The organism is Hymenobacter sp. UV11 (assembly GCF_004684095.1).
Taxonomy (GTDB): domain Bacteria; phylum Bacteroidota; class Bacteroidia; order Cytophagales; family Hymenobacteraceae; genus Hymenobacter.
In genome coordinates this window covers 134,793-147,932 of record NZ_SRII01000009.1, presented here as the reverse complement: position 1 = coordinate 147,932, position 13,140 = coordinate 134,793, and the positions used below count along the sequence as shown (strand labels likewise).

Here is a 13,140-nt window from a genome sequence, read left to right as displayed (position 1 = left end):
GGTTAGGCGCTGAGAATGTGGGGTAGGGAAACGGTAAAAGTGGAGCCCACGCCCGGCTCGCTCTGCACCGTGATGGTGCCGCCGGCATTTTCGACAATGCGCTTCACCATGTAGAGGCCCACGCCCGAGCCTTCCACGTGGTCGTGCAGGCGCCGAAACATGGTAAAGAGCCGGCTCTGTTGCACGGTGCTCAGGCCCAGGCCATTGTCCTGCACGGTCAGCAGTACGGCGTCGGCAGTGGGGTAGGCCCGAATATGCACCACGGGCAGGCGGTCGGGGGCGTGGTATTTGAGCGCATTGCTCAGCAGGTTGAATACGATGCTGCGCAGGTTTTTTACGGATAAGCGCAGGGGCGGGCACCCGGCCACGTTGAGGTGTAGCTCGGCGTGGGTGCTTTCCAGCAGGCCGGTCAGGTCCAGGCGCACGCCGGCTACTATATCGGCCAATACTACGGTTTCTGTGATTTGCTCCTGGGTTAGGCGCGAGATATCAGTGAGGTGGCCTACCGTCTGCTGAAAGCGGGCAACGGCCTGCTGCATAAGCCCCAGCAAGTGCGGCACCATCGGTTCCGGGCCATTGGCAGGCAGGTAGTAGCGTAGTGCATCGAGCAGCCCTTCGATGTTGGCGATGGGAGCTTTCAGGTCGTGCGAGGCGGCGTAAACGAACGTATCCAGGTCGGCATTGGTACGGGTGAGCTGGGTATTGGTTTCGCTCAGCTCTTGGTTGGTGGCCCGCACGGCCGCGTTGCTAGTGGCCAGCTCGTCGTTGAGCTCCTGCACCTGCTGCCGGGCCTGCACCTGCTCAGTCACGTCGTAAGCAAAGATGGCAATCCCTCCGATACGACCTTCTTCGCGGTGAGCCTGGTAGCTGAAATCGTAGTAGCGCAGGTGGGATGCCGCGCCATCGCGGGGCGTCGTTACCAGCGGTAAGGCGTAGCCATAGTAGGTGAGGCCAGTAGTATATACCTGGTCTAGCTGCGCCATCAGGCCGGCGGCTACTATTTCGGGCATGGCATCGGCGTAGAGCTGCCCCGCCAGCACGCGCCCCGGAAACAACGCCTGAAATGCCGGGTTGCAGTAGTAGAAAAAGTGCTCGGGCCCTCGCAGCAGCGCTATCACCACGGGCGCTTGCTCAAACACCTGAAACAACTCTTCGCGCTCCTGCACCTGGCGCTGCGTGGTGGCCAGTAGCTGCGCCTGCAAGGCTTCGGCGTGCTGGCGGGCCACCACTTTTTCCGTCACATCCACGATAAAGGCCAGAATTCCCAGCGTGCGGCCCTGCTCATCGGTCAGCGGCTGATAGACAAAATCCACGTACCGCAACTCGGGCTGGCCAGTGCTTGGATTAACGAGCTGTATCGGCATTTCCCGGCCCTGAAATGGCTCACCCGTAGTGTACACCTGGTTAAGCAGCTCAATAAAACCCTGCGTTACTACCTCCGGCAATACATCAGCCACGGTAAGCCCCAGCTGAGTGCGCCCCTCCGTCAGGGCCTGGTAGCCCTCATTAAAAAACGCGTAGCGGTGCTCGGGGCCCGTCAGGGTAGCAATGCTAGCTGGCACCTGCCCCAAAATCTGGCTGAGCAGGCGCTGCTGCTCGGTCAGCTGCCCGCGCTGCTGCTTGGCTTGGCGCAGGGCGGCCGCCAGCTGCTGGCTGGTGCGCAGCTGCTCGGTCATCTCAAACGCGAATACCAGAATGCCATCAATCTGGCCGAGCTCGTTGTAGCGCGCCTGCTGCGTGTAGTTGAAGTACCGGTCTTCCAGCTGGCCATCAGCCCGGGTAATAGGAACCAGAATGCCGACTTCGTGATTGGTGCGACCCGTGTTGTACACCTCGCGCAACGTGCGCAGCGCCTGGTGGTCTGCCAGCTCGGGCAGGGCCGCCAGCAGCGCCAAGCCCGGCTGGGGCCGCCCCCCAAATAAGGCCTGGTAGGCCGGATTAACCAGCTCAAACACAAAGTCGGGCCCATCGAGCATGCAGACTGCGGCGGGGGCTTCCTCAATCAGCCGGGCCAGGCGGGCGCGCTGGTGCTCGGCCGTGGCCTGGGCCCGTTGGGTGCGTGCCTGCCCACTGGCCTCCAGCTGCTGCTGAATGAGCAGTAGCTCGTGCTGATTGGCCAGCAGCTCTTCATTGCTGGTGTACAGCTCCTGGTTGGTAGCGGCAAGCTGGTCGTTGAGGTCCTGTACCAGCTGGCGGGCCTGCACCTGCTCGCTTACTTCGGTAGCTACCACCATCACACCGGTCACGCGGCCGTCGGCTTCGCGTAGTGGCAGGTACACAAAGTTCCAGTACACCATTTCGCGGCGGCCATTGCGGTCAATGGTCGAAGGCATTTCGGTGGCCACGTGCGGCTCACCGGTTGTCAGCACCTGATTCAGCAGCTCTTCATAGCCCTGGCCCACTATTTCGGGCAGCAACTCAAAAAGCGGCGTGCCCACGGCCTGCTTTGGCGTGCGGCCCCAGAGCGCGCACACCAGCGGGTTGGCCAGCTCAATCACGTAGTGGGGGCCGCGATAAGTGGCAATGGCCACCGGGGCCTGCTCAAAAATGCGCTCCAGCTCGCCGCGCTGGCGCTCGGCTTCGGCGCGGGCCGCCTGCTCGCGGGCCTGGCTTTCGCGCAGGGCCTGCTCTGCCGCCGGCCGGGCGGGCTCCTTAAGCTGGGTAAGGCTTACCAGCAGCTGTTGGCCCAGCCGCCGGGCCGCTAGCCGCAGGCAGCTATCGTAGCCCGCTACTTGGTAAATGAGGTCGAAATGGCAAGCCTCCTCGGAGCCCCAGGCCTCGCGGTGAAACGCAAAAGCCTGGTTGGCCAGCTCTTTGGGTAATTCCTCGCGGTAAGTGGTGGGCTGCGGGGGTAGGCGCAACAGCTGCCGCGCCGCCGGGTTGAGGTAAGCGAAGGCAAAATCCACTACTTCCCCAGCCTCATTCAACAAAGGATTATAACAAACTACGCCGCTAACCGACAAGTCGAGTAAAGTGGACAGGAACTCAGCAGATGAGGCAAAAGCAGGTAGTAATTCAGTCACAAAGGGGGTGGAAATAGAAGATGTTAGAAAAGTGCTATAATTTATGAAGCAATTAATATTCCGAAAAGATAAACTTGCTATACGAAGGCGCTATCAAGTAGGTGATAAGCCGCCTACAAGAAAGCCTCAGTGGCTATAGTAGTCACCCACGCACACGCGGAAGCTGCCCAGGAATGAGCAACAGCTATGGGTGCCGCAAGGCTTGAAAACCAGGGGTAGGGGGGAGTTGCCGTGGATTCACTTTACCCAAAATGGCTTGTGCGGGCGGCAACGCCACCCTCCTTATCGTGCGCAATAGACTTGTTCCTAAAATCAAGAAAATTGCTAAAAGTCGTTCGACAAGCTCAGCAGGACGGCCTCTCTTCATTTTTTGCTTATTCGGGAACAAGCCTAATGACTAACAAAGCAGAAGCTTACTAAAGATAAATACTGCGGTACCCGGGCTTGAAAGCTGCCTCGAAGTCCTTGCAAATAGTATCGCGGCGGGTAGCGGTGCGTTCTTGAATAAGAGCCTTAGCCGGCATCGCTGCCCCCGCCCACGCAAAAGCCCGGCGCTGAACTACCAGCGTCGGGCTTTTGCGTGGGCAGAGTGGCAGCCTAAGCGGCTACGGGTGCCGCCAGGATGGTACGGCCATGCTGCCGAAGTTCTGAGTTGGTTTGCTCCAGGCTCAAGTTACCAAGTACGTATTGGGTCAATACGGCCAGCTCGGGAGTCGAAGGCTGGTTGCGGGTAATGGCTTGGCGTACGGCTTGGGCACGAAGATTTTTAGACTCAGAAAGAAACATAATGAATAATAAAAGAAGGGTAAGAAAGCGGTGGCTGGTCGGTCAATGCTGCTAATAGGGCGGCAAGGTTTATCTGAAAACATCTTTAAAAAGCGCTACTTCGTTGAGCTAACGGCTAGGCTATCCGAATGGCATATTTTCGTTATTGACTAGCTGCCTATACTAGACGAGAAATCGCGGTGTACTCTAAAATTAACTGCCACACTTACTCAAGCCTACGGGCATTTTAAGCCGGCTCACCTACTGGTTTGGCGCTCTATTCAAGCAGTAGATAGCCCAGCCGTGTAGCCATTGCTCCTAGCTGGGGGGGTAGCAATTCCAGCAGTAATTATGTTGCAGGCACTATTGGCCTTCCCTGCTGGATGTTGCATATTTCCCTTTTTTCGTACGGGTGATTTACGCTCCTAGCCCGTGCTGCTTGCCACAGCGAAGAGTGCTGGCGCAGCCACCGGCAGCGAGGCTGCCGCCGCGCGCAAGGCCAGTAAGGGTGCAGCGACCTGGCAGCCGGGGAGAGCGAAATAGCGACGGCCACCAGCCTGCCCTGCCTTGGTGGCAGTACGTGCTGGTGGCCGTGGGTCAGGAATTGGTGGTGCGTAGGCGGTGGTTATCGGGGTGGCTGCCGTGGCTTAAAGCTGTCCGAACGTGTAGTGCACCCCAACCAACGCATTAAGAAAAAGTCGGTCGCTGAATTTATAGTAGGTATCCCCTAAAATGGCACTTACCAAGCCGTTGGCGGTTAGCTCCAGGTTGGGCGACAGCGTGTAGCGCGCTGCCGGCTCCGTAAGCTCATAACGTAGCAGGGTATGGCTAGGCACTTATAGCGCATGGTGACGTACTGCCTCCTATAAGAAAAATGTAACCTTGCCGTAACCAGCCGCGCGCCCTACCCAACTGCATGCCCGCAGCTAAGAGCGAAACCCAGGCCAAGAGGCTAGAAGCAGATGAGCGACCTGACCGGCGACCGTAACGGAGCCACAGCCCGGCAGGGGTTGCCCATTGCCAAATAAAAAAGGCCTCCTCGGTATCGAGAAAGCCTTTTTAGTAGTCCGTAGGGGAATCGAACCCCTGTTGGTAGAATGAAAATCTACTGTCCTAACCCCTAGACGAACGGACCGTTTTTTGTTTTGGTGGTGCAAAGATACGGCGACCTCTTGTCAATCCAAATTAAGGGCTAAAAAAAACGTGCTGGTAGCAATAAGGGCGTTGATTTTCAGGAGCAAAAATTCAAAGACTCTACCCAATGCCGCCTGAAAACCGTAAGAATACTCGTCTGCTGGCAGCGGGATAACGGTAAAGTCGCCAATGCCCGTACCTTCGCAGCGCGTTATCACTTGGGCTGCGGCAGTAGCCCGCTACTCTCTCTATTTTTTCCAACATCATGGCAAAAATTAAAGTCGCTATTAATGGCTTTGGCCGCATTGGTCGCCTCACCTTCAAGTCGCTGCTCGGGCGCGACAACGTGGAGATTGTGGCTATCAACGACCTGACTGACAACAAAACGCTGGCTCATCTGCTGAAGTATGACTCCGTCCATGGCCGTTTCGACGGTACGGTAAGCTACGACGACAATAGCCTGACCGTGAACGGCCAGCACATCGTAGCTCTTGCCGAGCGCGACCCCAAGCTGCTGCCCTGGAAGGACATGGGCGTGGATATTGTGCTCGAAAGCACGGGCCGCTTCGTAGACGAGGCCGGCGCAGGCCAGCACATTACGGCAGGTGCCAAAAAGGTCGTGATTTCGGCCCCGGCTACCGGCAACATCCCGACCGTGGTACTCGGCGTGAATGAGGACACCCTGAAAGGTGACGAGACTATCATCTCGAACGCTAGCTGCACCACCAACTGCTTGGCCCCTATGGCCAAAGTGCTGGATGACGTGTTTGGCATCGAGAAAGGCTACATCACCACGGTGCACGCCTATACCTCGGACCAAAACCTGCAGGATGCGCCCCACAAGGACTTGCGCCGCGCCCGCGCCGCTGCCTACAGCATCATCCCCACCAGCACGGGTGCTGCCAAGGCCGTTGGCCTAGTGCTGCCCCAGCTGAAGGGTAAGCTCGATGGCATCGCCATGCGCGTGCCCGTGCCGGACGGCTCGCTGACCGACCTGACCGTGGTGCTGAAGAAAGAGGCTACCAAGCAGGAAATCAATGATGCCCTCAAGGCCGCCGCTAATGGTGCGATGAAAGGCATTATTGAGTACACCGTCGACCCGATTGTGAGCATCGACATCGTGGGCAACCCGCACTCGTGCATCTTCGATTCGGAGTTGACCTCGACTAACGGCACGCTGGCCAAAGTAGTAGGCTGGTACGATAACGAAACTGGTTACTCAACCCGCACCGCCGACCTTATCCAGAAATTGGGTGAGAAAATGGTGGGTTAATTAAGTAGTGACAAATGACTAGGGACTAGTAACTAATGCCGTTCTAAAATTGAACGACATTAGTTACTAGTCCCTAGTCATTTGTCATTAAAAACCTATGCCACCCATCTGTTTTGTTTTTAATCCCATGGCCGGCACTGGCCGCCGGGCCGACTTCCCGGCGCTGCTCCAGCGCTATTTTGGGGGGGTAGCGGGCATTGATTACTTGCTGCGCCCCACTGAGCGGCCCGGCCACGCCACCGAACTGGCGCGCGCCGCGGCCCAGGCCGGCTGCCGGATTGTGGTGGCGGTGGGCGGCGATGGCACCGTGAATGAAGTGGGCCAGGGCCTACTGGGCCAGACTGGCACGGCGCTGGGCATTGTGCCCCGCGGCTCGGGCAATGGCCTGGCCCGGCACCTGCGGGTGCCGCTGGGCCTGTCGGCGGCATTGCGCCGGCTGCGGCAGCCCACTTTTAGCCGCATGGACGTGGGCACTATCAACGGCCGGCCGTTTTTCTGCACGGCGGGGTTGGGGTTTGATGCGCATGTGAGCCAACACTTTGCGCAGGCCGGCTCGCGCGGGCTTAGTACGTATTTGCGCGTAACCATTCGGGAATACGGCAACTTCCGGCCCGTGCCGATAGAGGTCGAGCTCAATGGCCAAACCCTGGTCACCAACTGCTATGTGCTGGCTTTTGCCAATGCCTCACAGTACGGCAACAACGCCTACATCGCACCGCAGGCCAACCTCCAGGATGGCCTGCTCGATATGTGCCTCATCAATGCCCTACCCCCCTTGCGGGCGGTGCAAGTGGTACTGGGTATGGCGCTGGGCACGCTGCCGCGCACCGGCGGCGCGGCCTACCGCCATACGCAGCACGCCACGGTGCGCGCCGCCGCGCCGCTGGGCTACCACGCCGATGGCGATTATCTGGGCCACGCTACCGATTTTGAGCTGGGCCTGCTGCCGCTGGCGCTGGAGGTGGCCGTGTAGCACGGTTTGGGAGAATAGCTTGTCAATTAATCAACCGCAAGGGCAGCTAACTTGGAGGCTGACTTGTTAAAGAGCGTAGTTCATCAACTTTTATACTTAAGGATATGTCACAGGATTTTGTGCAAGACTTACAGGCGCAGCTCCAGCCGTTTCGGCAGCGCATGGTAGACCACTCGGTGTACCGCCGCCTTGATACGCTGGCCGATTTGCGGGTGTTTATGGAGCACCATGTGTACGCGGTGTGGGATTTTATGTCGCTGCTAAAGGCCTTGCAGCGCGAGCTGACGTGCGTGGAGCTGCCCTGGGTGCCCAAGGGCAACCCCGCTACCCGCCGCCTTATCAACGACATTGTGCTGGAGGAAGAAACCGACCTCGACCCCGAAGGCCAGCCCACCAGCCACTTTGAGCTGTACCTGCGGGCCATGCGTGAGGCTGGCGCCGACACCGCCCCCGTGCAGCGCATGCTGGCCGCCCTGGCCAGCGGCGCCAGCGTGCCTGCCGCACTGGCCGCTGCGCCCGCCCCGGCCAGCGTGCAGGAGTTTGTGAAACACACCTTTGCCGTGATTGCCGGTGGGCAGCCGCACGCCATCGCGGCGGCCTTCACCTTCGGCCGCGAGGACGTGATACCCGATATGTTTCGCAACCTGGTCGATGACCTGGCGCGGCGCTTTCCGGGCCAGCTCGATACGTTTATCTACTACCTCAACCGCCACATCGAGCTTGATGAGGACCACCACGCGCCGTTGGCCCACCAGATGGTGCGTGACCTGTGCGGCACCGATGCTGCCCGCTGGCACGAGGCCACCGAAACAGCCCGCCAGGGCATGGCCGCCCGCGTGGCCCTGTGGGACGGCATTGCCGCCGCGCTGCCGCAGCAGCAGCCAGTAGCCTAACCCGATAGCGAAGATGAAAAACGACCAGTCGCGCCGCCAGGGAGTAATCTATTCGACCAATCCGGAGTTCTCTTTCCAAAACGATGAGCCGGCCGAAGCCACGACCCTACCCCCCCGCCAGCAGCAGCTGCGCGTGCAGCTTGATAAGAAGCAGCGTGGCGGCAAGCGGGTGACGCTCGTCACGGGCTTCGTGGGCCGTGACGAAGACCTGCAAACCTTAGGTAAGCTTCTGAAAACCAAATGCGGAGTAGGCGGCAGCGCTAAAGACAACGAAATAGTAGTGCAGGGCGACCTGCGCGCCAAAGTGCTCGAAATTCTGCTTAAAGAAGGCTACAAAGCCAAGCAGATTGGCGGCTAAGAGTAGCTTGGTCTTCGCCGAAAGAGGAGGGGGTAGGGAAGTTTAGCTGCGGCCAAACTTCCCTACCCCCTCCTCTTTTGGCGAAGCTGCTTAATCCCGCACTTCTTCCAGCGAGCTGTTGCCGCTGAGGTCTTTCTCGATATTGTCGGGCTTGCCGGCGTAGCGGGCCCGGCTGCTGCCGCTGAGGTTAGCCGTGAGGCCGCTGCTGGCACGCACGGTGGCTTGCGAGGCGCCCGATAGCTCAAGGGTCGTGTGCTCGGTGCGCAGGCCCAGGCCTTCGACCTGGCTGGCACTGGAGCCGTCAATGGTGAGGTTGTTGGCGCTGCCGCTCAGGTCGGCGTGGCTGGCGCCGCTCAGGTTCACGTCGAGGTTCGGCACGTCCACGTTGAGGCGGGCAAACGAGGCGCCCGACAGTTCTAGGCCCAGGCTTTCGTCGCGGAAGCCGCTCACGTCAGCCTGGCAGGCACCGTTCAGCTCCAGCTTCTGGAGGCGGGGTAGGGTAACGGTAACCAGAATAGGATGGCTCGAAAAGTTGAAGCCCGAAAGAAATCCCCGGCCGCGGTGGCGCACCACAAGGCGGTCGCCCTCCACGCGGAAGGTCATTTGGTCAAGGTCCTGGGGGCGGCCGGCGGCCTCCACGTGGTAGCTGCTGCCCTGGCGCACCAGCACCCGAAAGGCACCGCGCGTTTCTACCTCGCTGAAGTCGCCGGGATTGTTCAGGTTTTTGCGGCCCGTGCCGTAGTGGCCCAGGTCGGTGTTGAACTTCGGGGCCTCAGTGCTGATGTGGATATTGGGCTTGTCGCCGTCGGTATTCACGCGCACCCGCATTTTGGTACCGTTCACGCCCAGGTCCACTACCTCGTCTCCGTCCTCGTCGTAGCTATTGATGCTTGTCTGGTCGTCGCTATCGTCTTCGTTTTCGCGGCCGGTAGGGGGGCAGTCGAGGCAGGTGAATTTGCGCTGGCGCGTGAGGCGGGCACGGTGCTCCTGGTCGTCGTGGGGGCGGTTGCGGTTGGTGAAGTCCTCGTCGCGCAGCTTCTCCATAAAGAGCGGTGTGAGGCGGTACACCTTATCCAGGGGCAGGTGCAGCGTCAGGCTCAAGCGCTGGCCCCGGTAGGGCATGTTCTCGCGCAGCGTAATGCCCTGGTCGAAGGTGATAGTCGAGTCTTCCTGCGTGATATTATAGAGTATCGACTGCTGGGCGGTGAGGCGCGCTGCGTCCTGGGTGCGGCCGCGGGCCTGGTAGTCTTCCTCAATATAAGGAGCTGCGCCGCTATCGGCTAGGGCTAAGTGCAGGCGTACCTCATCGCCCGCATAATCTTCTAAGTTGCGTGATGCCAGCACGATACCAGGGCCGGGCACCGGCGCCAGGCGGCGGGTAGTAGTGTACGAAGCGCGCGTCTGGTATTCGCGGGCAATCTGGGCGCCCGCCACCGCCGAGCCAAAAATACCCAGTACCCACAAGCCCAGCAGCGACAAGCCACCCGTGCGCCCCAGCACCGAGCGGCGCAGTATCAGCCGCACCCCCAGCAGCATCAGCGCCAGCGCCGGAATGCCCGTGGCCAGCAGCAGCGCTACCACGCCCCAGGGCTGGGCGTTGCGCACTACCGAGTTAAAGCTCTCATCGCCAAAGGCAAAGTCATTATTGGTATGAATTACCGACTCGGTCGAGATGATGCCCAGCGCGGCGGCAGCCAGGCTTAGCACTGTCAGCAGCCACGACCCGCCCATGACCACGAGCAGCGCGCCCACCGCCCACCGAATGAGCGAGCCCAGAAAGTCCACGGCCGGCCGCGCCTGCCGGGCCGCACTCTCCAGGTAAGTGCCCAGCGGGCGGTTGGGGGGGGTAGGGGTGCCATCGGCATCGAAGGCGCTGCTGCGCAAGTTGTTATCAATACCCGAAAGCGTGACCGCATCGCCGCGCATCTGCATTTTTTCTGACATCGTGCGGGCCTCCGGCACCACAGCCCACAGTATCAGGTAGATAATGAAGGTCGAGCCGCCCAAAAACAAGCCGATTAAGAAGAGTACCCGTATCAGCACCACATCGGTCTGGAAATAAGCTGCCAAGCCGGCCGCCACACCGCCTACCTTGCCGGTATCGGTATTGCGGAAGAGCTTGCGCCCCGTAAGCTTGCCGCCAAAATCCAGGGTGTCAATGGGTTCAGGGGCGTCGGCGCGCTTGGGTAAGGCTATCCACAAAATGCCGTAGGCAATGAGAGCCAGGCTGCCGAAATCGAAACGGTGGCGGAACATGCCCAGGCCCGGCACTTGGTCGAAGCCCGAAAACACGCCCGGCAGCAGCAGCAGCGCCAGAAAAATCAGGCGCACCACCAGCGGGTTCACCATGAAGTACTGGGCCAGGCCGGCGCACACGCCCGCAATCTTGCGGTGGGCCAGATCGCGGTACAGGCGGCGGGGCTGGCCGTCGGCATCCGTGCGGCCAGCAGCGAAGGGGCCTTTGGGACCAAAAGGACCTTCTTTGCCAAAAGTGCCCTTTGGACCGAAAGGACCATCGGGGCCGAAGGTGCCACCAGCGGCTTCGGCAGCCGTATCATCTTCGTCGGGCTCAGGGGCGAAGTCGCTGACGCGGCCCATCTTGGCCGTCATCTCCTGCACGTCGGCCAGCGTAATAACCTGCTTGCTCACCGAGAGGCGCGCCGCGAACAGCTCGGCAATGCGGCCCTCGATGTCGGCCACGATTTCTTCGTGGCCCTGGTAGCTGGCGAAGTGTGCCTTCACCTCCTGGAGGTAGCGGCTAAGTACTTCGTAGCCATCATCTTCAATGTGAAAGATGAGCCCCTGCAAATTGATGCTGATGTTCTTTTTCATGAGAAAGGCCGCAGGCGCGAAGCGCGGCAGTTTAGGCTGAGAAAGGTTGTTTGGCGAAAAAGAGAGGCATTAAGCAGGGCGGCGGGGTTGGCGAATGATGCCTACCGACAGCGCCATATCCTCCCAGGTCTGGCGCAGCTCTTCCAAAAACTGGCGGCCGGCCGCCGTGAGCGTGTAGTATTTGCGGGGCGGCCCCGAGGTCGATTCTTTCCACACGTAGTCGAGCAAGGCGGCATTCTTGAGGCGTGTGAGCAGGGGGTAGAGGGTGCCCTCCACCACAATCATGCGGGCAGCGGTGAGCTCCTCCAGCATGTCGCTGGCGTAGGCTTCACCGCGGCCGATAATCTCCAGGATGCAGAATTCGAGGATGCCTTTGCGCATCTGCACCTGGGTGTTCTCTAGTTTCATGGGCGGTATGGGCTAGTAGTAGGTGAGGAACGGTACAAATGTACAACGGGTACTTTGTATTGCATAATACTCGGTGTAAAATTTTTTGTTGTCCGCCGCCAATTATTTTTTTGCCCTTCCTACCCCTCCCTAATTCTTTCGTCCAATGCCAATCGCCGCCAATCCTAAAACGGCACGATAACTGCGCGCCAGCCAGCCTGCTGCGGTTTTTGGGCTTCGGCAGCGCGCTTAGCTACGCACTAACCGGCAGTAACTTGCGTTGCTGCTGCATTCTATTTTTCGATTATTAGTTTACTATGCTAAAACTTTCCGCTGCAAGCCGCCCCTGGGCGGTAGGGTTGGGACTAAGTGCGCTGCTGGGGCTAGCCGCCGCGCCCACCGCCCGTGCCCAAACCAACACGCCCAAATACAGCAACGAGTTTCTGAACCTGGGTGCGGGCGCTCGCTCGCTTGGCATGGGTAAAACTCAGGTGAGCCTGGCTGATGACGCCACCGCCGGCTACTGGAACCCCGCCGCCCTTACCAATATCAAAGCCCGGTACGACGGCGTGCTCATGCACTCCGAGCTGTTTTCGGGGGTAGTGAAGAACGACTACGTCGCCTTCGCCATGCCGCTTGATGAGCAGAGCGCCATCGGCGTGACGCTGCTGCGCTCGGGCGTCGATAATATTGCCGATACGCGCTCGCTCATCAATGAGTACGGCTACATTCAGTACGATAAAATCACCTACTTCTCGGTAGCCGACTACGCGCTGCTGCTCAGCTACGCCCGCAAGCTAGGCCCCGAGGGCCTGAGCGTGGGCGGCAGTGCCAAGGTCATTTACCGCAATGTGGGCAGCTACGCCAACGCCTATGGTTTTGGGGTAGATGTAGGCCTGCAATACAACCACAAAGGCTGGCGGCTGGGCCTGATGGCCCGCGATATCACGACCACTTTCAACGCCTGGAGCATCGACGCCGACAAGTTTAAGAATACTGCAGCGCCCGGTGAGGTCATTCCTTCTAACTCAACCGAGCTAACGCTGCCGCGCCTGGTGCTGGGGGCGGGCCGGCAGTTTAAGCTGCCCGCGCAGTTTACCGCCCTGGTAGCCGCCGACCTGGAAGTTACTACTGATGGCCAGCGCAACACCCTCATCTCGGCCAAGCCCGTGAGTGTGGACCCGCGTGTAGGCATCGAAATTGGCTACCGCAGCCTGGCCTTCCTGCGAGGGGGGGTAGGGAACTATCAGCAAATCACCAACTTCGATTTGCAAAAGCAGTGGAAGGGCCAGTATAGCCTGGGCGCAGGCGTGGCCATCAGCGGTTTGCGCGTGGACCTGGCCCTCTCGCGCCTCGACGTAGGCGTGCAGGGCGGCGCATCTTCCCAAACCAATTCGCTCATTGTGAGCCTGGGCTACGGCCTGGGCAGCCGGGCCAACGCCGGGCTACCCAGCATCAGATAAAAAGTGCGCGCTGCTGACTACTACTATTATAGCTGCTTG

At 59.8% G+C, this 13,140-nt stretch carries 10 protein-coding genes and 1 tRNA gene; 5 read left to right on the top strand and 6 right to left on the bottom strand.

The window, feature by feature from the left end:
- Positions 1-2: 2 nt before the first annotated feature.
- The 4 genes from E4631_RS18035 to E4631_RS18020 form a co-directional block, all read right to left on the bottom strand.
- A complete protein-coding gene (locus tag E4631_RS18035) occupies positions 3-3,023 on the bottom strand; it encodes a PAS domain-containing protein (protein WP_135318621.1) in 3,021 nt (1,006 codons plus the stop codon).
- A 597-nt stretch (positions 3,024-3,620) separates the two neighbouring features.
- Entirely contained in the window at positions 3,621-3,809 is a 189-nt protein-coding gene (locus tag E4631_RS18030; RefSeq protein ID WP_133655658.1) for a hypothetical protein, read from the bottom strand.
- A gap of 626 nt (positions 3,810-4,435) precedes the next feature.
- Positions 4,436-4,624 carry a hypothetical protein gene (locus tag E4631_RS18025; protein WP_135318620.1) on the bottom strand — a complete coding sequence of 63 codons (189 nt, stop codon included), beginning with the start codon at positions 4,622-4,624 and terminating at the stop codon, positions 4,436-4,438.
- Positions 4,625-4,851: 227 nt separating this feature from the next.
- Positions 4,852-4,923, bottom strand: a tRNA-Glu gene (locus E4631_RS18020).
- Between the two features lie 264 nt (positions 4,924-5,187).
- Here E4631_RS18020 and gap point away from each other — a divergent pair.
- The 4 genes from gap to E4631_RS18000 all read left to right on the top strand — a co-directional run bounded on the left by gap (position 5,188) and on the right by E4631_RS18000 (position 8,419).
- Positions 5,188-6,195: a type I glyceraldehyde-3-phosphate dehydrogenase gene (gap, locus tag E4631_RS18015; RefSeq protein ID WP_133655657.1), complete on the top strand. Its 1,008-nt coding sequence runs from the start codon at positions 5,188-5,190 to the stop codon at positions 6,193-6,195.
- A 97-nt stretch (positions 6,196-6,292) separates the two neighbouring features.
- On the top strand, positions 6,293-7,168 hold the full coding sequence (locus E4631_RS18010; RefSeq protein WP_133655656.1) for a diacylglycerol kinase family protein: 876 nt from the start codon (positions 6,293-6,295) through the stop codon (positions 7,166-7,168).
- 104 nt (positions 7,169-7,272) lie between these two features.
- On the top strand, positions 7,273-8,061 hold the full coding sequence (locus E4631_RS18005) for a DUF3050 domain-containing protein (protein ID WP_133655655.1): 789 nt from the start codon (positions 7,273-7,275) through the stop codon (positions 8,059-8,061).
- A gap of 13 nt (positions 8,062-8,074) precedes the next feature.
- Positions 8,075-8,419 carry a translation initiation factor gene (locus E4631_RS18000; protein ID WP_133655654.1) on the top strand — a complete coding sequence of 115 codons (345 nt, stop codon included), beginning with the start codon at positions 8,075-8,077 and terminating at the stop codon, positions 8,417-8,419.
- Positions 8,420-8,509: 90 nt separating this feature from the next.
- Here E4631_RS18000 and E4631_RS17995 read toward each other — a convergent pair whose 3' ends face one another.
- Together E4631_RS17995 and E4631_RS17990 are read right to left on the bottom strand one after the other, a co-directional pair.
- Positions 8,510-11,251, bottom strand: coding sequence for a DUF2807 domain-containing protein (locus E4631_RS17995; protein WP_133655653.1), 2,742 nt, complete (start codon positions 11,249-11,251; stop codon positions 8,510-8,512).
- 69 nt (positions 11,252-11,320) lie between these two features.
- The gene (locus E4631_RS17990) at positions 11,321-11,659 is read right to left on the bottom strand and encodes a PadR family transcriptional regulator (RefSeq protein WP_133655652.1); all 339 of its coding nucleotides are present in this window, start codon (positions 11,657-11,659) and stop codon (positions 11,321-11,323) included.
- A gap of 296 nt (positions 11,660-11,955) precedes the next feature.
- On the opposite strand from E4631_RS17990, the gene E4631_RS17985 reads away from it, so the two are divergent.
- Positions 11,956-13,101: a PorV/PorQ family protein gene (locus tag E4631_RS17985; RefSeq protein WP_133655651.1), complete on the top strand. Its 1,146-nt coding sequence runs from the start codon at positions 11,956-11,958 to the stop codon at positions 13,099-13,101.
- The last annotated feature ends 39 nt before the right edge of the window (positions 13,102-13,140 follow it).

What these genes read in the sequence shown, in the direction of transcription:
- E4631_RS18030 (WP_133655658.1), bottom strand. Translation starts at nt 3,809, where the DNA reads ATGTTTCTTTCTGAGTCTAAAAATCTTCGTGCCCAAGCCGTACGCCAA.
- gap (WP_133655657.1), top strand. Translation starts at nt 5,188, where the DNA reads ATGGCAAAAATTAAAGTCGCTATTAATGGCTTTGGCCGCATTGGTCGC.
- E4631_RS18010 (WP_133655656.1), top strand. Translation starts at nt 6,293, where the DNA reads ATGCCACCCATCTGTTTTGTTTTTAATCCCATGGCCGGCACTGGCCGC.
- E4631_RS18005 (WP_133655655.1), top strand. Translation starts at nt 7,273, where the DNA reads ATGTCACAGGATTTTGTGCAAGACTTACAGGCGCAGCTCCAGCCGTTT.
- E4631_RS18000 (WP_133655654.1), top strand. Translation starts at nt 8,075, where the DNA reads ATGAAAAACGACCAGTCGCGCCGCCAGGGAGTAATCTATTCGACCAAT.
- E4631_RS17995 (WP_133655653.1), bottom strand. Translation starts at nt 11,251, where the DNA reads ATGAAAAAGAACATCAGCATCAATTTGCAGGGGCTCATCTTTCACATT.
- E4631_RS17990 (WP_133655652.1), bottom strand. Translation starts at nt 11,659, where the DNA reads ATGAAACTAGAGAACACCCAGGTGCAGATGCGCAAAGGCATCCTCGAA.
- E4631_RS17985 (WP_133655651.1), top strand. Translation starts at nt 11,956, where the DNA reads ATGCTAAAACTTTCCGCTGCAAGCCGCCCCTGGGCGGTAGGGTTGGGA.